Annotated in this window: 18 protein-coding genes and 1 tRNA gene; 10 read left to right on the forward strand and 9 right to left on the reverse strand. The window is 64.7% G+C overall.

The window, feature by feature from the left end; all coding sequences use genetic code 11:
- The first annotated feature begins 5 nt into the window (after positions 1-5).
- The 5 genes from H0274_RS12435 to H0274_RS12455 all read left to right on the forward strand — a co-directional run bounded on the left by H0274_RS12435 (position 6) and on the right by H0274_RS12455 (position 5,890).
- The gene (locus H0274_RS12435) at positions 6-416 is read left to right on the forward strand and encodes a DUF2946 family protein (RefSeq protein WP_226795786.1); all 411 of its coding nucleotides are present in this window, start codon (positions 6-8) and stop codon (positions 414-416) included.
- Between the two features lie 196 nt (positions 417-612).
- A complete protein-coding gene (locus tag H0274_RS12440; protein WP_226795787.1) occupies positions 613-1,236 on the forward strand; it encodes an SCO family protein in 624 nt (207 codons plus the stop codon).
- Positions 1,237-1,486: 250 nt separating this feature from the next.
- Entirely contained in the window at positions 1,487-3,811 is a 2,325-nt protein-coding gene (locus tag H0274_RS12445; protein WP_226795788.1) for a TonB-dependent receptor, read from the forward strand.
- Positions 3,812-3,974: 163 nt separating this feature from the next.
- Positions 3,975-5,666 carry an alkaline phosphatase D family protein gene (locus H0274_RS12450; protein ID WP_226795789.1) on the forward strand — a complete coding sequence of 564 codons (1,692 nt, stop codon included), beginning with the start codon at positions 3,975-3,977 and terminating at the stop codon, positions 5,664-5,666.
- A gap of 150 nt (positions 5,667-5,816) precedes the next feature.
- Positions 5,817-5,890: transfer RNA gene (locus H0274_RS12455), tRNA-Gly, on the forward strand.
- 132 nt (positions 5,891-6,022) lie between these two features.
- Here H0274_RS12455 and H0274_RS12460 read toward each other — a convergent pair.
- The gene (locus tag H0274_RS12460; RefSeq protein WP_226795790.1) at positions 6,023-6,328 is read right to left on the reverse strand and encodes a hypothetical protein; all 306 of its coding nucleotides are present in this window, start codon (positions 6,326-6,328) and stop codon (positions 6,023-6,025) included.
- 62 nt (positions 6,329-6,390) lie between these two features.
- Complete coding sequence (locus tag H0274_RS12465; protein WP_226795791.1) at positions 6,391-6,798, reverse strand: hypothetical protein; 408 nt, start codon at positions 6,796-6,798, stop codon at positions 6,391-6,393.
- Between the two features lie 24 nt (positions 6,799-6,822).
- Between H0274_RS12465 and H0274_RS12470 the strand changes: the two genes are divergently transcribed.
- The 3 genes from H0274_RS12470 to H0274_RS12480 all read left to right on the forward strand — a co-directional run bounded on the left by H0274_RS12470 (position 6,823) and on the right by H0274_RS12480 (position 8,648).
- Positions 6,823-7,383: a hypothetical protein gene (locus H0274_RS12470; protein WP_226795792.1), complete on the forward strand. Its 561-nt coding sequence runs from the start codon at positions 6,823-6,825 to the stop codon at positions 7,381-7,383.
- A gap of 198 nt (positions 7,384-7,581) precedes the next feature.
- Positions 7,582-8,202 (forward strand): 6-phosphogluconolactonase, encoded by a 621-nt coding sequence (locus H0274_RS12475; protein ID WP_226795793.1) that lies wholly within the window; start codon positions 7,582-7,584, stop codon positions 8,200-8,202.
- Positions 8,190-8,648 carry an NUDIX domain-containing protein gene (locus H0274_RS12480; protein WP_226795794.1) on the forward strand — a complete coding sequence of 153 codons (459 nt, stop codon included), beginning with the start codon at positions 8,190-8,192 and terminating at the stop codon, positions 8,646-8,648. The genes H0274_RS12475 and H0274_RS12480 overlap by 13 nt, the downstream gene beginning before the upstream one ends.
- On the opposite strand, the gene dinB is transcribed toward H0274_RS12480, so the two are convergent.
- Complete coding sequence (dinB, locus tag H0274_RS12485; RefSeq protein ID WP_226795795.1) at positions 8,645-9,760, reverse strand: DNA polymerase IV; 1,116 nt, start codon at positions 9,758-9,760, stop codon at positions 8,645-8,647. The two genes, H0274_RS12480 and dinB, sit on opposite strands and share 4 nt — an antisense overlap.
- 149 nt (positions 9,761-9,909) lie before the next feature.
- Here dinB and H0274_RS12490 point away from each other — a divergent pair, with 149 nt between their 5' ends.
- Positions 9,910-11,169, forward strand: coding sequence for a multidrug effflux MFS transporter (locus H0274_RS12490; RefSeq protein WP_226795796.1), 1,260 nt, complete (start codon positions 9,910-9,912; stop codon positions 11,167-11,169).
- Between the two features lie 27 nt (positions 11,170-11,196).
- Positions 11,197-12,669, forward strand: a complete 1,473-nt coding sequence (locus tag H0274_RS12495) for a glycerol-3-phosphate dehydrogenase (RefSeq protein ID WP_226795797.1) — start codon at positions 11,197-11,199, stop codon at positions 12,667-12,669.
- A gap of 30 nt (positions 12,670-12,699) precedes the next feature.
- Here H0274_RS12495 and H0274_RS12500 read toward each other — a convergent pair whose 3' ends face one another.
- The 6 genes from H0274_RS12500 to crtY form a co-directional block, all read right to left on the reverse strand.
- Positions 12,700-14,319, reverse strand: a complete 1,620-nt coding sequence (locus H0274_RS12500; protein WP_226795798.1) for an MFS transporter — start codon at positions 14,317-14,319, stop codon at positions 12,700-12,702.
- 68 nt (positions 14,320-14,387) lie between these two features.
- On the reverse strand, positions 14,388-15,341 hold the full coding sequence (locus tag H0274_RS12505; RefSeq protein WP_226795799.1) for a phytoene/squalene synthase family protein: 954 nt from the start codon (positions 15,339-15,341) through the stop codon (positions 14,388-14,390).
- A gap of 96 nt (positions 15,342-15,437) precedes the next feature.
- Positions 15,438-16,019 (reverse strand): LOG family protein, encoded by a 582-nt coding sequence (locus H0274_RS12510; protein ID WP_226796155.1) that lies wholly within the window; start codon positions 16,017-16,019, stop codon positions 15,438-15,440.
- The gene (locus tag H0274_RS12515; protein WP_226795800.1) at positions 16,019-16,447 is read right to left on the reverse strand and encodes a hypothetical protein; all 429 of its coding nucleotides are present in this window, start codon (positions 16,445-16,447) and stop codon (positions 16,019-16,021) included. Before H0274_RS12515 ends, H0274_RS12510 begins: the two co-directional genes overlap by 1 nt.
- Entirely contained in the window at positions 16,444-17,952 is a 1,509-nt protein-coding gene (locus tag H0274_RS12520; protein WP_226795801.1) for a phytoene desaturase, read from the reverse strand. The genes H0274_RS12515 and H0274_RS12520 overlap by 4 nt, the downstream gene beginning before the upstream one ends.
- Positions 17,949-19,151 (reverse strand): lycopene beta-cyclase CrtY, encoded by a 1,203-nt coding sequence (gene crtY / locus H0274_RS12525; protein WP_226795802.1) that lies wholly within the window; start codon positions 19,149-19,151, stop codon positions 17,949-17,951. The genes H0274_RS12520 and crtY overlap by 4 nt, the downstream gene beginning before the upstream one ends.
- Positions 19,152-19,202 lie beyond the last annotated feature (51 nt).

Here is a 19,202-nt window from a genome sequence, read left to right on the forward strand (position 1 = left end):
CGGCAATGCGAGCCTTGCGCGCCCTGGTCCTTGCCAATAGCCGCGCCGCCGTTCTGGTGGTGGTACTGGCCCTGTCCATCAAGGCGCTGATCCCGGCCGGCTATATGGTATCCGGCGGGTCGGACAGTATTGCCGTTACCGTCTGTAACGGCGGCGGGCAGGGCGGCCCCACTCTCGCCACTATCGATATTCCCGCCGAGGGCGTGACGCCTGACGGGAAGGGCGAAGCTAAGGATGGGAGGCAGTGTTCCTTCTCCGCGCTGACCATGGCGGCCATGGGCGGTGCGGATGCGCCGCTGCTGGTGCTGGCGCTGGCCTTCATTCTCTTGCTGGGCCTGCGCCCGGCCGCGCGCCTGCCTTTCCTGCAGGCCGACTATCTCCAGCCGCCTCTGCGCGGTCCCCCGGCAACGGCCTGACATTTCCGACCTGAAACGTCAGCCAATCCCGGCGCTGTGCCCTGAATGGGCGGTGCCGGTCTGCCGGAGCATTCTACATGTCGATCATTCCTGCCTGCCCCACGGGGCGGGAGGTGGCGGAACTCTGCAAGGACTTCGCCCCGCGCGCCGATAAGGGCGCACTCTTTCCCCGCACATCCAGCCAGGGGCACCGGCCATGAGCGGGGAAGGGCAGCAGCCCGCAGAAGCAGTGCGGAGCTTCCGCATGATCCTGTGGCTGGTCGTGGCGCTCGTGGCCTGTCTTGGTCTCGTCGCCTGGTTCGGCAGCGGACACAAGCCGCGGGAGGCCAGCGATTACGGCAATGCCGTGGGCGGCCCGTTCACCTTGGTCGGGGCCGATGGATCGACCGTGACCGAGAAAGACTTCGCAGGCAAACCCTATGCGATCTTCTTCGGCTTCACTCGCTGCCCGGATGTGTGCCCAACCACCCTTTCTCGGATGGCGCGACTGCGCCAGCAGATGGGCGCGGAGGGGGACAAGTTCCGCATCGTCTTCGTCTCGGTCGATCCCGAGCGCGACAGGCCGGCGGATATCGGCGCCTATGTGGACCTCTTCGGCACGCCCATCGTGGGCCTGACCGGCTCGGACGAGCAGATCGCCCGGATCGTGAAGGCCTGGCATGTCTTCTATCAGAAGGTTCCCCAGCCTGGCGGCGACTATACTATCGACCATACCGCCTCGGTCTTCCTGATGGACCGCGCGGGCAAGCTTCAGTCGATCATCGATCACCATGAAGCCGAGGCATCGGCCTTGGCCAAGCTACACCGGCTGGTAGGCTGAATCCGGAACAACGGGGAATGAGGGCATCATGAACATCCGCGTGCCCGCTCTGTCCGCCCGGGATCGGCTGCAAGCTCGCCTGCACTGATGCAAAAAAGCTACGGCGCGGGACATTCGTCTTGCGCCGCAGCATAAGTTCCCGTTTGAAACCAATCCGTCAGAAAAGTCACAAATCCGTCTCTGAACTGACCCGCGCATTTCAAAATCCCTCGCCAATGCCGCGCTGCAACAAAACCATGAGGGACCAAAAATGCGATTCCATCAGCTCCGCGCGGGCGTTCTCATCGGCGCCAGCCTGACCTGCCTTGCGCTGGCCAATGCCGCCCACGCCGAAGAAGCCGCCGCTGCCGCCGAGAGCGACACCCCGGCGAACGAGATCGTCGTCTATGGCAAGGGCGAGACCCGCCAGGTGCAGGCGATTTCTTCCGAAGATATCGTCACCCTGCTGCCGGGCACCAGCCCGCTGAAGGCGATTGAAAAGCTGCCCAGCGTCAACTTCCAGTCGGCCGACCCCTTCGGCAATTATGAATGGTCGACCCGCGTCACCATCCGCAGCTTCAACCAGAACCAGCTGGGCTTCACCTTTGACGGCATCCCGCTGGGCGACATGACCTATGGCAACCATAACGGTCTGCATATCAGCCGCGTGATCAGCCCCGAAAACGTGGGTCGCGTGGAAGTGTCGCAGGGCGCGGGCACGCTGGGCACCCAGTCGACCAACAATCTGGGCGGCACGGTTGAAAACTTCTCGCGCGATCCGGAAGATCGTTTCGCTGCCGATGCTGCCGTCACTTATGGCAGCAACGAGACGATGCGTGGCTTCGTGCGGCTCAATGCCGGCAGTGCCAATGGCGCGCGCGGCTATGTCAGCTATGCCTATGGCTCGACCGACAAATACAAGGGCAAGGGCATGCAGGACCAGCACATGGTCAACGCCAAGCTCGTGATTCCGATCGGCGCGGCTGAAGTGGATGGCTGGGTAAGCTATTCGGATCGCCGCGAGCAGGACTACCAGGACATGTCGCTCGATATGCTGGAGCGCCTGGGCTATGGTTCCGACAACCTCTATGGCGACTGGGCGCTGGCGATCAAGCTGGCCGACATCGCCAACAATATCGACTCCTTCAACAATACCACCGGCCTGCCGGGGGCGGATGGCCTGTCGGACATCACCGGCCTTGCGCCGAGCAACCCGTCGGCTGGCACGGTGTTCCCCGGCGATTACAAATCTGTCGACGATGCCTATTACGATGCGGCTGGCCTGCGTAAGGACTTCGTAGCTTCGCTGGGCGTGAAGGCGCCGCTGGGTGACAAGGTGAACCTGTCGCTCAAGGGCTATTATCACAATAACCGCGGCATGGGCCTGTGGGCCACGCCCTACGTGCCGAGCCCCAATGGCACGCCGATTTCCGTCCGCACGACCGAATATGAGATCGACCGTGGCGGCATCTTCGGCTCGCTCGACATCGATCTGGGTAGCAATCAGGTCAGCGTCGGCGGCTGGTACGAACACAACGAGTTCAACCAGGCCCGCCGTTTCTATGCGCTGGCCAGCCGCACCGATCCGGGCTTCTCGTTCCGGACCTATCCGAAGAACCCGTTCTACACCCAGTGGGAATTCGATTTCACCACCGACACGCTGCAATATTTCGTGGCCGACAAGATCGACCTCGGATCGCTGAAGGTGAATCTGGGCTGGAAGGGCTTCAAGGTCACCAACGAAGCCGATGCCGTGGTTCAGGCCACCTATCCGGAAGGCAGGATCAAGGCAGAGGACTGGTTCCAGCCGCATGTCGGCCTGGTCTATGAACTGACCGACAATGCCGAAGTCTTCGCCGGCTTCACGCAGTCGACCCGCGCCTATGCTTCGGCAACCACCACTGGCCCGTTCTCGACCAATCAGGCCGGTTTTGACGCGATCAAGAACACGTTGAAGCCGGAAAGCTCGGACACCTATGAAGCTGGCCTGCGCTACAACACCTCCAGCTTCAACGGTGTGGTCGGCGTCTATCTGGTGAATTTCCAGAACCGCCTGCAGTCGGTTGCGGTCGGCTCTTCCATTCAGGGCAATCCGAGCGCGTTGCAGAATGTCGGTTCGGTCCGTTCGCTGGGCTTCGAAGCGGCGGGCGATCTCAAGCTGGGCAGCAACTTCTCGCTCTACGCATCCTACAGCTACACCGACGCGACCTATCGTGACGATGTGGTGGATGGTGACGGCAAGGTGATCTCTCCCATCAAGGGCAAGACCCTGACCGACAGCCCCGAGCACATGGCGCGTGGCGAGCTGGCCTATGACGATGGCAAGCTGTTCGGCCGGGTCGGCCTCAACTGGATGTCGGAACGCTACTTCACCTATCTGAACGACCAGTCGGTCGATGCCCGCCTGCTGGCCGATGCCAGCCTGGGTTATCGCTTCACCGACAAGATCGAGTTGCAGCTGAACGCCACCAATCTGTTCGACAAGCAGTACATCGCGACTGTCGGTTCGGGCGGTTACGGCGACTCGGGCGACCGCCAGACCCTGTTGGTCGGTGCTCCCCGTCAGGTCTTCGTCACGCTGAAGGCCGGCTTCTGATCCGGGCGGGCGCGGCAGCCCTTATCGCCGCGCCCGGCTGGCTTCTTGCCGGAAGGAAGGGAGCGCCCTCGCCCTGGGGGCGCTCTTTTCCATCTGGCTGACACATCAATGGATCATCCTCCTGCCAGTCACGCAGGATATGTCTGAATTCGGAGTTCGCCCAATGGCCTTCGCCTCTCTCATCACTCGTCGGACCACGCTTGCGGGCCTCGCCGGAACCACCTTCCTCGCAACGCTGCCGTGGCGCGCCGGTGCGCATGAACCGAAGAGCAATGCGGTGTTCCGCCATGGCGTGGCGAGCGGCGATCCGGACCGGTCCAGCTTGGTGCTGTGGACGCGGGTGACGGCGCAGGGCGCGCAGACGGTGCGTTGGCAAGTGGCCGCAGACCAGGCGTTCGACCGGATCGTGAAGCAGGGCACTTTCGCCACCGGGCCGGAGCGCGACCATACGGTGAAGTTGCTGGCCGACGGGCTGGAGGCGGGGCACACCTATTATTATCGCTTCCAGCTGGGAGACAGTTTCTCACCCGTGGGCCGCGCGCGCACTTTGCCTGAGGGGGCGCTGGACCGGCTGGGCATTGCACTGGCCTCCTGCTCCAATTACGCCTTCGGCTTCTTCAATGCCTATGACGCGATCGCGCGGGATGCCGATGTCGATTTCGTGCTGCACACGGGCGATTACATCTATGAATATGGGCAGGGGCCGGATGGTTGGGGGGACGATGTGGCCAGCACTATCGGCCGCCGCCATGAACCCGCGCATGAGATCGTCACTCTGGCAGATTACCGGACACGCCATGCGCAGTACAAGACCGACAGCGGCTCGCAGGCGATGCACGCTGCGCATAGCCTGCTGGCCTGCTGGGACGATCACGAAAGCGCCAACAATCCGTGGACCGGCGGGGCGCAGAACCACCAGCCCGGCACGGAAGGGGACTGGCAGACCCGCCGCGCCGCCTCGATCCAGGCCTATTTCGAATGGATGCCCGTGCGCGAGCCGGAATGGCTGGCCCAGAAAGGCCGCAGCCGGATGCAGTTCTGGCGCAGCTACAGCTTTGGCGATCTGGCCACCCTGTTCACACTGGAAACGCGCCATACCGCCCGCGCCTTGCAGGTCGACTATCTCGATTATGCAGACAAGATCGCCAGCGCCGACGATGCCCGCCATCTGGTGAAGAACGTGATCGGTGCGCCCGGCCGCGCCATGCTGGCGCCCGAGCTTGAGGCGGATCTTTCCCGCGCGCTCGAACAATCCGTTGCCGGCCAGCAGCCCTGGCGCCTGATCGGCAATCCCATGCCCATCGCCCGCACCAATGTGCCTGACGTGGTGGCGCTCGGCCTGATGGCGGAACCTGCCGCCGATGCCTCGCTGGAGGCACGGGCGCTGGCCTGGAAGGGCAAGTGGAACTTGCCCTTCTATCCCGACACCTGGGATGGCTACGATTGGGCCCGCGAACGCCTTTACGACCTCAGCCGAACAGCGGGGGCGGGCGATCTCGTCTTTCTGACGGGCGACAGCCACAGTTTCTGGGCCAACGAGCTCGCCGATGCCTCCGGCCGTCCGGCAGGGGTGGAGCTGGGCACTGCGGGAATCAGTTCGCCGGGCGATTTCATGGCCAGCGGCTTCGGCCCGGAACTCTCCCTGAAATTCGACAGGGCCTTTGCCGACCACAATCCCGAGATCGTCTGGACCGACAATATGCATCAGGGCTACGTCCGGCTTGAACTGACGCAAGCAGGCGGCCAGGCCAGCTTCGTTGCCGTGGATACGGTGCTGGAACCCGATTACAGGACCAGCGTGATCCGCCGCTTCGCGTTGGATCGGCAGGATGGATCGGTGGTGCTGCGCGGCTGAATATGGCCACGCATTTCCGGTCCGGCGCATCTGTGCGTTGACCGGCGCAAGCATCTTGTGGCACTGGCCGCCCAGACGAGGCTGCTGACATAATCCATGTTGCAGGCAGTTTCCTCTCGGCGGCCCGGAAATCGAGCATTTCCGCCGTTAGCGGGTGTAGCTCAATGGTAGAGCAGCAGCTTCCCAAGCTGAATACGAGGGTTCGATTCCCTTCACCCGCTCCAGCCGCCCCTCCTTCAAATATCATCCCCTTGAGTTCCAGCGCTCCGCGGCGGCGTTGTCTCCCGGTGCTTGTATTCTTTAGGAAACAAAGCGGCCCCGGATGCGCCGGCTGTGCGATCCGGGGCCGCTGCCTCTCATGCGCTGCTGCCCGAGAAGGTTGAAAAGGCGATCAGCAGGGCCACCAGGCCCGTGACGCAGGCCCCGATGAAGATCACTTCCCGGGGGCGCAGGCGGTTAAGATAGTGATCGCGGCAGAATTGCCGATATTTGCCCAGCACCTCGTAATTCGAGGAAACCAGCGCGCAATCGAGCGAGGAGGCTTCCTTGCGGAAATAATGGAGCAGGCGCTCCAGCTCATCGCCCGTAAGGTCGGGATAGCGTTCGAGCAGTCGCTCGGCGGCCGCGCGCTTTTCAGCGGCGACGGGATTGTCGGAACTCATTTTTCATATCCTGTCCGGATGGAAACATCTGGCCGCGACGATGTGTCGCGCCCGGTGACCGGTCAGGCGAAAGGCGGAGCCCGTGGGTTGAGAGGGGAAAGAGTGGTTTCCCAGAGCGGAGGGCCGCGCGGCGCCGGCTTGGGTGCGAAAGGCCGGGCTGGCTCGGCATTGGCGAGCGGCTGTAGTTCAACGCGGCAGGGTAGCGGAGCGCTGCGCGGTTCCTGAGGGACGGCCTGCCGGCGCTCTTCATTGCGGGAGGGGCAACTGACCGCCACTTCGGCAGTGGCCGAACTGAAGGCAGAGCCGCTGACGCGCTGCAAGGGCTGGTCCGACGGGAGAACGGCATGAATCGCTGCGACCAGCACCAGCAGGGTGCAGATCCAGCGCCATCCTCCGCGTTTCATGTCCATCGCCACGCTCATAACCTGTCCAGCTAGGGGTTCGGCACCGGTTTTGCCAGTGTCGCGCATTTTGCGGCATGCTATCCTTGGATCATGCCAGCCTTTTTCTTCGCCCTGCTTGCCACATTCCTTGCCGCTACCGGTGGACGCGACCAGCGGATAGTCAGCGTGCTGGCGCGCAGGCTGGGCGCCAATAGCCCCCTGCTGGTCGCAGGATGGATCGCCAGCATCGCGACCGCCGCGATTGCCGCTTTTGCCGGAGCGGCCCTGGCCCAACTGATGCCGCCGGGAGGCAAGGCGATGTTCGTCGCACTTGCGCTGCTGCTTGGCGCGGGGGAACTGGCCTGGCCGGTCCGCCCGCGGGAGCCGGCGGAACCGACGCGCTCTCTGGTTGCCATCACGCTGGTGATTGCCGCGCGGCAATTGGTGGATGCCGCCCGCTTCCTGATCGTCGCCTTCGCGGCCTCCGCCGGATCGCCCGGCCTTGCAGGCGCCGGGGGGGCGCTGGGCGGCGGGGCTGCGCTGACCCTGGCATGGGCGATGTCGGGACAGATGGAGGCGCGTTTGCCGCTTGCGTCCATACGCCTTTCGATAGCGGCGGCGATGCTGCTGGCGGCAGTCTGGACGGGGCTGGCTGCGCGCGGAATTGTGTGAGCCGCGGCGCCGGAACCTTGCAGGCCATTCGCGCGTTGCGGGTGTATCGAAAGGTGTCCTTACGAAGCCCCCAAGCCACCCCAATCAGGGCGACCGGGTAAACCGCTCCGCCTGGCCCTTTGGATCCTGGACAGCGGGGCCGCTGCGGCTATGCCGTGGCGGCCTTTCCGTTGGGCGCCGGTCTGCTAGATTAACCTCATGAATCGCCCCGAAATCATCTCTGGCGCGGATGATCGCGCCATTGCCCTGTGGCTCTATCAGTGGATCGAGGAAGCTCTGGCGGCGGGGAGCGGGTACATTGCCATCACCGTTCCGGGAGGATCGACGCCGTTCCCCATTCTCGAACAACTGGCCGCCCTGCCGCTGGACTGGGCGCGGGTGGAGGTGTGGCCGGGGGATGACCGGCTGGTGCCGGAAGAGCACCCTGCCAGCAATGTCGGCCGCATCCGCGCGCTGCTGGCGCCGGCAGGCGCGCAGGTCACGGCGCTGACGCTGGAGAGCGAGCCGCCGCATTTCGCGCTGGCCTGGCTGGGCATGGGCGGGGATGGGCACATCGCTTCCCTGTTCCCCAACACCGATCCCAGGGTGGACGATCCTTTGAAAGTGCGCCGCCTCACCCCCGATCCGCTTCCGCCCGAGGCGCCGTTCGACCGCGTGAGTCTGACCATTCCCGCGCTGCTCGATGCCGATCGGATTCTGTTCGTCATCCGGGGCGAGGACAAGCGCGCCCTGTTCGAGGCGGCTGCCGCTGGCGAGAGCGATCTGCCGGTGGCGCGGCTGCTTTCCGCGGCACGCCAGCCCGTCACATGCTTCACCTGATTCCCGCGCCGCTCCACCGGATGGGGCTGCGGCTGGCGCATGAACTGCGCAAGGTCTGGTGGCGGCTGGCCCGCCCGCAGCTCTGCGGGGTGAATGTGCTGCTGCTGGATGACGGGGGAAAGGTGCTGCTGGTGCGTCATGCCTATGGTTCCGGCAAATGGACCCTGCCGGGCGGCGGCCTGAAGCGCGAGGAACTGCCCGAACCGGCGGCCCGCAGGGAGATTGCGGAGGAACTGGGCTGCGCGGTGGAAAGCCTGGTGCCGCTGGGCGTCAACCGCCGGATGCTTCACGGGGCGCCTTGCGTGAGCCATATCTATTCCGCCCGGCTGGCAGGCACCCTGCGCCCCGATCAGCGGGAGATCACACAGGCGCGCTTCTTTGCGCCCGATGATCTTCCGCAGGATCGTATCGCGCTGGTGGATGCGGTGCTGGAGATGATGACCTAGAGAAGCGAAAGCTGCGCCATGTCCTTCTGCGGTTTCTCCGCATCTTCCCCCTCCAGTGCGGAGAGCGTGAGGCCCATCAGCCGTGCGGGAAGCGGCAGAGGCAGCATTTCGTCCAGCAGATCGTGCCCCAGCTTTACGAACTCCGCCTTGCCGCTGACGAAATGGGGCAGCGAACGGGCGCGCGTGACGATGCGGAAGTCCGTGAAGCGCAGCTTCAGTGTAACGGTGCGTCCGCGCGCCTCAGCTTCTTCAATTCGCCCCCACACGATGTCGGCGATCCGGTCCAGCGTTTCGTGCAGGGCATGTCCGGCGGAAATGTCGCCCATGAAGGTCCGCTCTCCGCCCAGGGATTTGCGGGGGCGGTTGGCCCTTACCGGCCGCAGATCGATGCCGCGCGCGGCGCGATAGAGATAATCGGCGAAGCTGCCGAAATTGGCTTTGAGGAAGGCGATGTCCTTTTCGCGCAGATCCGCCCCCGTCTCGATCCCCAGCCTGGCCATCTTCTCCGCGCCGCGCGGGCCGACCCCGTGGAAGCGGCGGACTGGCAGGCCGGCGACAAAGCCCGCGCCCTGGCCGGGCCGGATCACGCAGATGCCGTCCGGCTTGTTCTGGTCGCTCGCCAGCTTTGCCAGGAACTTGTTGTAACTCACGCCCGCACTCGCGGTGAGCCCGGTTTCCTTGCGGATGCGCTGGCGGATCAGTTCGGCAATGCGGGTGGCCGATCCGATGCCCTTCAGATCCTCCGTCACGTCGAGATAGGCCTCATCGAGGCTCAGCGGTTCGACATGGGGCGTGTAGTCCCGAAAGATCGCGCGGATCTGTTGCGATACTTCGCGATAGACATCGAAACGCGGCTTGCGGAAGATCAGGCCGGGGCACAATTGCTGCGCGCGCAGGGAAGGCATGGCGGAACGCACGCCGAACTTGCGGGCCTCGTAACTGGCGGCGGCCACTACGCCGCGCCCGGTGGCCCCGCCCACCGCCACGGGCTTGCCGCGCAGATCGGGATCGTCGCGCTGTTCCACGCTGGCGAAGAAGGCATCCATGTCGACATGGATGATCTTGCGCAGGCCCGGCGCGGCGTCTTCATCCTCGGTTTCGTCAGCATGCATGGCTTGCCCGAAGGATACGCCGCTCGCGCCGGATCGTCACCCCCCGTCCGTCGCGGCGAAGCGGGGATAATGCGCGGACAGGAAATTTTGTTAGCACATGCAGCAATTCTCGCTGGCCATGAAAGGCGAGACCGGGCTAGGGGCGCGGCATGGGCAAGTCTATCAAATTTTCCCCGCCGCGCGAGCTGGGTCGCACCGAGCTGGTGGTTATCACCGCCATGCTCATGGCGCTGCACGCCCTCGCGATTGACGGCATGCTGCCCGCGCTGGACGAGATCGCGGGCGACTTCGGCGTTCTGGACGCCAATAAGCGGCAATATATCGTTGGGCTGTTCCTGCTCTCCACCGGGGCGGGCACATTGATTCCCGGCCTTCTGGCGGACCGTTTCGGCCGCAAGAAGCTGCTGATGATCTCGCTGGCCTGTTATGTGGTGTTCGGCATCGGCTGCGCTTTCGTGACCAGCTTCAATCAGCTCGTGGCGATGCGCATCCTGCAGGGGCTGGGCTCGGCGGGCCTGATGGTGCTGCCCGGCGCGATCATTCGCGATCAGTTCGAAGGGGACCGCATGGCGCGCGTCTTCTCGCTGATCTCGGCCGTGTTCATCACCGTGCCGGTGGTGGCCCCCACGCTGGGGCAGCTGGTGCTGGAAGTGGCGGGCTGGCGCTGGATCTTCGTGGGGCTGAGCCTCATGGGCGTGGTGATGATCGTGTGGGCGGCCATCCGCCTGCCGGAAACGCTGCATCCCGAATTCCGGCAGGAAATCCGCCCGAAAATCCTGGGCCGCAACATGGTGATCGCCGCCACCTCGCGTGAGGCGTTCGGCTATGTGCTGGGCTCCGGGCTGGTGATCGGCACGGTCTTCGGCTACGTCAATTCCGCCCAGCAGCTGGTGGGCGAGCATTTCGGCGCGGGGGAAGCATTCCCCTATATCTTCGGGGCGACGGCGGCGACCATGGCGGTATCCAGCATCGTCAATTCACGCATCGTGGAGCGTTTCGGCGCTCGCCGCGTGAGCCATGCGGGCCTGCTGATCTTCATTCTGGTGAGCACGTTGCAGGTCTGGGTGTCTCACTCGTCCCACAGCGACTCGCTGCTGTGGTTCCTGCCGCTGATGGCGTGCAACCTTGCCCTGCTGGGCTTCCTCGGTGCCAATTTCGGCTCCATTGCGATGCAGCCCTTTGCCGAGATCGCAGGTGCGGCCAGCTCGATCCAGGCCTTCGTGCGCATGGTATTGGCTTCGGTGATCGGCATCGTGATCGGGCAGAGTTACGATGGCACCGCCCGTCCGCTCGCCTGGGCACTGTTGAGCGCCGGCGCGCTGGCGCTGGTGCTGGTAATGTTCAGCGAAAAGGGCCGCCTGTTCCGCCGCCTGCATGCGCGGCCGGTTCCGCCGGTGACGATTCACTGATGGCAGGCCATTGATGGCAGACGCGGGATGACCGGGCCGTTCGACCTCATCGTCATTGGCGGCGGGGTCAACGGCGCGGGGATCGCGCGTGATGCCCAAGGACGAGGTGCCCGGGTTCTCCTGCTGGAGGCGCGGGACTTGGCCAGCGGCACGTCCAGCGCCAGTACCAAGCTGGTCCATGGCGGGCTGCGTTATCTCGAATATTACGAATTCGCCCTGGTGCGAGAGGCCCTGCACGAGCGGGAAGTGCTATGGGCCATTGCCCCGCATATCATCCGCCCCATGCGCTTCGTGCTGCCCTGGATGCCCCATCTGCGCCCGCGCTGGATGCTGCGGCTGGGGCTGTTCCTCTATGACCATATCGGCGGGCGAAAGCGCCTGCCCGCCGCCGATACGATCCGATTGCACAATCACCTGGCGGGCGCGGCGCTGGACCCGGCGCTGGATTGGGGTTTCGAATATTCGGATGGCTGGGTGGACGATGCCCGGCTGGTCGTCCTGAACGCGCTCGATGCGGCGGAACGCGGGGCGGAAATCCGCACGCGCACGCCCGCCACGGCGATCAGGCGGGAAGGCGAATTATGGGCGGTGGAAACTCCCGCCGGAACCTTCCACGGCCGTGCGCTGGTGAATGCCGCGGGGCCGGGAGCGGACGATGTGGCGCGGCTCACCGGGCAGGCCCCCGGCTTCTCGCTGCGGCGAGTGCGCGGATCGCATATCGTGACGCGCCGCCTGTTCGACCATGATTACGCCTATATCTTCCAGCTGCCCGATACGCGCATCTGCTTTGCCATTCCCTATGAGCGGGACTTCACCCTGATCGGCACGACCGATCGGGATCATGAGGGCCCGCTGGACCGGATCGAGGCTTCGCAGGACGAGGTTGAATATCTGTGCGAGGCGGCGAGCCGATATTTCGCGAAGCCCGTGACCCCGGCTGACGTCGTGTGGACCTATTCGGGCGTGCGCGCGCTGGTGGACGATGGATCGGGCAGGCCGGAGGCGGCGACACGCGGCTATCGCCTGCCCATTTCCCCGCCGGAAGAAGGCGCGCCCTTGCTCGATGTGTTCGGGGGCAAGATCACATCCTATCGCCATTTGTCCGAAGCCGCAGTGGATGAACTCGCTCAGCGCGTTCCGGCCCTGTCCGGCCCGGCATGGACGGCCCATGCGCCTCTGCCGGGCGGGGATTTCCCGCTGGAGGGGCAAGCGGCGCTGGCGGCTGACCTGAAGCAGGGGCACCCGTTTCTTTCGCTGGCGGAGGCGACGCGTATCGCCCGCGCCTATGGCACCAGAGCCGAACGCTGGCTGAGCAAGGCACGGGGGTGGAGCGATCTCGGTCGCCATTTCGGCGCGGGGCTGAGCGAGGCGGAAGTTGCCTATCTGCGCGAAGTGGAATGGGCACGGACTGCCGAGGACGTGCTGTGGCGACGTAGCAAGCTGGGCCTGCATATGAGCGAGGCCGAGCGGACGAGCGTGGCGGAATATATGGGCGGGTAGATCCTCCCCCTTGGGGGAGGATCGAAGCTGTCACCCCTCGTGATCGATCTTCCGCTGGAAGGTCTCGGGCAGCCACAATAGCCCCACCACCAGCGTCAGCACGGCGACGCCCACCGGATACCACAGGCCTGCATAGATATTCCCCGTCGCTGCCACGCAGGCAAAGGCGATGGTGGGCAGGAAGCCGCCGAACCAGCCATTGCCGATGTGATAGGGCAGGCTCATCGCGGTGTAGCGGATGCGGCTGGGGAACAGTTCCACCAGCAGGGCCGCGATCGGGCCGTAGACCATGGTCACCAGCAGAACGAGCGCGGTGAGGATGGCAATCACCAGCGGAGTATTGGTGCGCGCCGGGTCCGCCTGCGCGGGATAGCCCGCCTGCGCCACCGCAATGGTCAGCCGCTCGCCATAGCTTTCGAGGTCGTCCGCAGGCACGGTGACGCCGCCGATACTCGTCTCGCCGCTGCCATTGGCGGCGTTCTCATAGGGAATGCCTGCCTTGGCCAGCGTTGACTTCGCAATGTCGCATGCAGTGGTGTTGAAATTGGTCTTGCCAATGGGGTCGAACTGGACCGAGCAGGTCGCCGGATCGGCATGGACCACCACCGGGGCTTCCGCTTGCGCTTCCGCCAGCGCCGGATTGGCGGCGGCGGTCAGCGCGCCGAATAGCGGGAAATAGAGCACTGCCGCCAGCGCGCAGCCCGCCATGATGATCGGCTTTCGCCCGATCCGGTCACTCAGCCAGCCGAAGAACACGAAGAAGGGCGTGCCGATGGCCAATGCGGCGGCGATCAGGATGTTGGCGGTGGAGCCTTCAACCTTCAGGATCTTTTCGAGGTAGAACAGCGCGTAGAACTGGCCCGTGTACCAGACCACCGCCTGCCCGGCGACCGCGCCCAGCAGCGCGATCAGCACGATGCGCAGGTTCTTCCAATTGCCGAATGCCTCGGTCAGCGGGGCCTTTGACGTTGTGCCGTCAGCCTTCATCTTCTGATAGACCGGGCTCTCGTTGAGCTGGAGCCTGATCCACAGCGAGACGACCAGCAGCAGCGCCGAGGCAAAGAAAGGCAGGCGCCAGCCCCAGCTGGCGAAGGCTTCCTCTCCCATCGCCTCGCGCGTGCCGATCACCACCAGCAGGCTGGCGAACAGGCCCAGGGTCGCGGTGGTCTGGATGAAGCTGGTATAGAAGCCGCGTTTCCCCTCCGGCGCATGTTCCGCCACATAGGTCGCCGCGCCGCCATATTGCCCGCCCAGCGCCAGCCCTTGCAGCAGGCGGAGCGCCACCAGCATCAGCGGCGCGGCCACGCCCACGCTGGCATAGGATGGCAGCAGGCCGACCGCGAAGGTGGATGCGCCCATGATCCCCATGGTGACGAGGAAGGTGTTCTTGCGCCCCACAAGGTCGCCCACTCGCCCGAAAACCAGCGCGCCGAAGGGCCGCACGGCAAAGCCCGCGGCAAAGGCGGCAAGGGCCAGGATGAAAGCGGTGGTTTCGTTGACGCCGGAAAAGAACTGGGCCGAAATGATCGTGGCCAGCAGCCCGTAGAGATAGAAATCATACCATTCGAACACCGTGCCGAGCGACGATGCCGCGATCACTTTCCACTCGGTCTTCCGGACCTGCGCCTGTTCGGCACCGGGTTCTTCCATGTCCTTCTCCCCTGTATATTTTGCGGGGAGACTGCCCCGAAGGGGGCGGGTAGGCAAGCGGGGTTTGGTCAGCCTGCCGGGCGGGCCATGGCGGCCAGCTGGCGGCGGTTCCACTTGGGCAGACTTGCGATTTTCGGCGGCGGCATCAGGGCTGCGGCAAGTCCTTTGGCCACGAAGCCCAACTTGGCCCGGCCGGAAGTATGGACCCGCTCGTCCCACGCGGCCTCGCCCCGGCGGCCGACTTCGATGGCGATTGCGCCATAGATGCCGGCGGCGGAGAGGATCGCCCAGCGCTCGCGGAACCCCAGCTGCGCCGCCCCGATGCGCGATGCCTGCTCATGCTCTTTGGAGAGCGTTACCAGCCGCACGGCAAGTTCGGCCAGGGCGGCGCGGTGCCGGGGCGCCATGATCTCGCTTTCGGGAATGTTCTTTTCGGCCAGCCATTCGGCGGGCAGGTAGCAGCGCCCCGCTTCGGCATCCTCGGCGATGTCGCGGGCGATATTGGCCAGCTGGAAGGCAAGCCCAAGGTCGCAGGCACGGTCCAGCACGTCGTCGCGCCGCGCGGGCACGCCCATGACCACGGCCATCATAACGCCCACTGCGCCTGCCACATGAAAGCAATAGCGCATCATGTCGCCTTCGCTCTGCGGGCGCCAGCCATCGGCATCCAGCGCGAAACCGGCGATCACGTCTTCTGCCATGGCGGGCGTGATCCCGCATTCATGGGCGACGAGGCCGAAAGCGTCGAAACAGGGATCGCCCGTGGGTTCCCCCGCAAAAGCCTTGGCCGTCAGGGCGCGGATCTCCGCCAGCCGATCATGCGCGCCGGCCTGATCGCCCAGCGTGCCGCCCATATCCTGCGCGTCGGCCAGATCGTCGCAGCGGCGACACCAGGCATAGAGCAGCCACACGCGTTCGCGCGTGGTGCGGCCGAACAGCGTGCTGGCGGCGGCGAAGCTTTTGGACCCTTCGCGGATCGTGTCGCGCGCATGGGCGACGAGGGTCGGGCGATCAAAAGTCATTGCGAGGAGCGGAGCGACGAAGCAATCCAGGGCCGCCTGTAACTGCCCTCTGGATTGCCGCGGGGCCTTCAGCCCCTCGCAATGACGAAAAGGAACTCACAAATCGTCCGCCTTCATGGCGAAGATCGGGCGGTGCGGCTGATAGGCGGCCATGGCTTCCAGCAGATCGGGCATACATTCCCGCGCGATCAGGATGCCCTGATGGGCTGGCCGGATGAAGCCGGTTTCCGCCATATGGCGATTGAAGGCGATCAGATGGTCGTAATAGCCGAAGGCATTGAGCAGCCCCACCGGCTTGGTGTGATAGCCCAGCTGTGCCCAGCTGACCGCTTCCCACAATTCGTCCATCGTGCCCACGCCGCCGGGGATGGTGACGAAGCCATCCGACAGATCGGTGAAGGCCTTCTTGCGCTCATGCATGCCGGAGACGACATGCAGCTCGGTGCAGTCCGTATTGGCGATTTCGCTGGTGGAAAGCGCATCGGGGATCACGCCGATCACTTCGCCGCCCGCCTCCAGCGCGCCATTGGCCACAGCGCCCATCAGGCCCAACCTGCCGCCGCCATAGACGACGCCGATGCCGCGCTCGGCCAGAGCGGCGCCAACCTCATGCGCGAGTTGCAGATAACGGGGATCGGCGGGTGAGGCAGACCCGCAATAGACGGCAAGGCGGCGGATCATTCGCCCGTTTCGCCTCCAGCCGCTTCACCTTCTCCAGCGTTGGGCAGGGGAATTTCCCGCCCGCACAGCGCCTTGTAATAGATCGCTTCCGAGCTGCCGTAGTTCACCGGGCGGAAATCCGCGCCGGGTGAGGGGGTGGACGATATTACCTTGCCTTCCTGCAGCAGCTGGATGCCGCGGATCTTGGCCGCCTGTCCCGCGCAATCCATGGCGACGTCGGTCTGCATCATGCCATTGGGCAATTGCTTGCGGAAGGAGGCGAGCACTACCTGGGCCGTGCCATCCTGAGCTTCGCTCATGCTCTGCCTGTCCAGTTCCACGGCGATGTCGCCCGGCAGGCGGTCCACTTCTTCCCAGCTTTCGGCGCTGAGCGCGGCGGGAAGGGCGAACAGGGCGATTGCGCAAAGGGCGGAAAGCGGCTTCATTCCTTCATGTCCTCCAGCATCAGCTTGGCAGTGGCCTTGGCGCTGCCGACCACGCCGGGAATCCCGGCGCCGGGGTGGGTTCCTGCCCCTACCAGATACATGTTCCGGATTACATCGTCGCGATTATGGCCGCGGAACCATGCGCTCTGCGTAAGGATCGGCTCCAGGCTGAAGGCGCTGCCGACATGGGCGTTGAGGTCCAGCGCGAAATCGCGCGGCGCGTAATGGAACTTGGTGACGATCCGGTCATGCAGATCGGGGATCAGCCGCCGGGCGACTTCATCCAGAATGCGCTTTTCCAGCACCGGTCCGACCTGTTCCCAGTCGATCGGCAGCTTGCCCATATTGGCCACCGGGACCAGCGCATAGAAAGTGCTCTTGCCTTCCGGCGCCATGGAGGGATCGGTCACGGTCGGATGGTGGAGATAGATCGAGAAATCGGCGGGCAGCACGCCGTGTTCGTAAATATCCTCCAGCAGGCCCTTATAGCGCGGGCCGAACAGGATCATGTGGTGGGGGATGCCCGGCCAGGTGCCCTCGATCCCGAAATGGACGACGAACAGGCTGGGGGAAAAGCGCTTGCGCGACAGGGATTTCGCCTCGTCCCGCCCGCGCTTGGTGCCGCCCAGCAGGTCGCGATAAGTATGCATGATGTCGGCATTGCTGGCCACCGCGTGGAAGCGTTCCTTCCAGCCGCTCACCGTTTCCACTTCGCTGGCCACGGTGCCCACGGTGTGGATCGCCTTTACCGGATCGTGCAGGCGGATCGTGCCGCCCAGCCGCTCGAAATGGCGGACCATGGCAGCGATCAGCCGGTTGGTACCGCCGCGGGCCCACCACACACCGCCATCCTTTTCCAGCTTGTGGATCAGGGCATAGATGCTGCTGGTGGTCATTGGATTACCGCCGACCAGCAGAGTGTGGAAGCTGAACGCCTCGCGCAGTTTCTCCGACTGGATATATTTGGAGACGATCGAATAGACCGAGCGCCACGCCTGGTACTTGGCCAGCGCCGGGGCGGCCTTGATCATGGAGGCGAAGTCCAGGAAGGGCACATGGCCCAGCTTCACATAGCCTTCGTGCCACACGCCTTCGGAATAGCGCAGGAAATCCTCATAACCGGCGATGTCCGCAGGCGAGATGCGGGCGATTTCCGCCTGCAGCGCAGTCTCGTCATTGGAATAGTCGAAATTCGTGCCGTCGGGCCAGTTGAGCCGGTAGAACGGCATGACCGGCATCAGCTCGATATCGTCATCCATTTCATGGCCGGACAGCGCCCATAATTCGCGCAGGCAGGTCGGATCGGTGATGACGGTGGGGCCGGCATCGAAAGTGAACCCCTCGCGCTCCCAGAAATAGGCCCGGCCGCCCGGCTTGTCGCGCGCTTCGACAACAGTGGTGGCAATGCCCGCCGATTGCAGGCGGATCGCCAGTGCCAGCCCGCCAAAGCCCGCGCCGATGACGCAGGCCCGCTTGCCGGGATAGGGAACGAGATCGGGGGTCATACGGCTTCCTGCCCGTTCATCGGTGTGCCTTTCTGCAGCAATGCGCCCAGCGCGCGAGTGACGGGCACCGGCGGTTTGCCCATGAGGATGCGCGCCTTGTCGAGCGGTGTCGAGCGCGCGGCGTAGAATCTCTCGATCAGGCCCTGTGGCAGGCGATAGAAGTGCTCGAAGATGCGCCAGCGCCGTGCCGGATCGGCGGCGCCGAACAGCATCTTGCCCAGCAGCCGGTAAAAGCCGGTATCGCGCCAATGCTGCTGCGCGCGCGCTTCCAGCATGGCCGCCATCCGGTCTGCCGGAAGGTCCGCCTCCCGCGCGATGGCCAGCGCCGTCTCCACCGCGAAGGGCATGGTGTAGGAAGTAAGCGGATGGGTGAAGCCGGCCAGCGCACCTGCGCGGGCCACGCCTTCCACGCGCCGTTCAGCCTGATAGGCTGCAAAGTCTCCGCCCGTGATCACCGGCAATACGCCTGTTTCGGAGCCGAGCAGTTCTCCGGCCCATCCGTGGCTTGCGCAATAGGCCTCGATCCGCCGGGTGAGCAGGTCACGGTCCAGCACAGGGCTGTCGGCATAATAGGTATCTTCGATGAACAGCTCATCGGGGGAAAGCGGCAGGACATAGACGAAGCGATAGGCGCCCGGATCGGCAATGCCCACCTGTTCGATGGTGACATCCATGATGATCGGCCGCTCCACTCCATGGGGAGTGCTGGTGCGCAGATGATGGCCCAGGAATACCTGCCAGCCACCACTCAGATGCGCCGATTTCGCCTGCCCCCGGCAATCGATCACCGCGCGCGCGCCGATCCGCTCGCCATTGTCCAGAATGGTGCCGGCATGGTCCACCGTTACGGCTTCATGACCGGTCAGGATCGCGCCTTCAGGCAAGAGGCGGCGCAATTGCGCATCGAAATCGCCCGAGGCCAGCGAACGATAGGGCGAGGAGAGCGTGCGGCGATGGCCAGGAAATGCGACTTCATAGCCGCCATTCCACTCGGTCTTGGCGAAGGGAGCGAGCAGGTCGACGCCTTCAGGAGAAAGATCGCTTTCGAACCAGCTCCAGCGATGATTGCCACCCAGCACCGGCTGCGCCTCCACAACCGCCACCGACAGGTCGGGCCGGCCGCGTGCCAGCGCCGCGGCGATCATTCCGCCAGCAAGCCCGCCGCCCAGCAGGACAATATCGAATTGGCGCCCGTTCATGGGCAAAGGCTTTAGCCGATGAGCCGCCCCGCGCAATGCCTGCGGGTGTCT

Origin of the sequence: Fulverythrobacter ferritrahens (genome assembly GCF_020539485.1) — a bacterium.
In the GTDB taxonomy this organism is placed as follows: Bacteria; Pseudomonadota; Alphaproteobacteria; order Sphingomonadales; family Sphingomonadaceae; genus Andeanibacterium; species Andeanibacterium ferritrahens.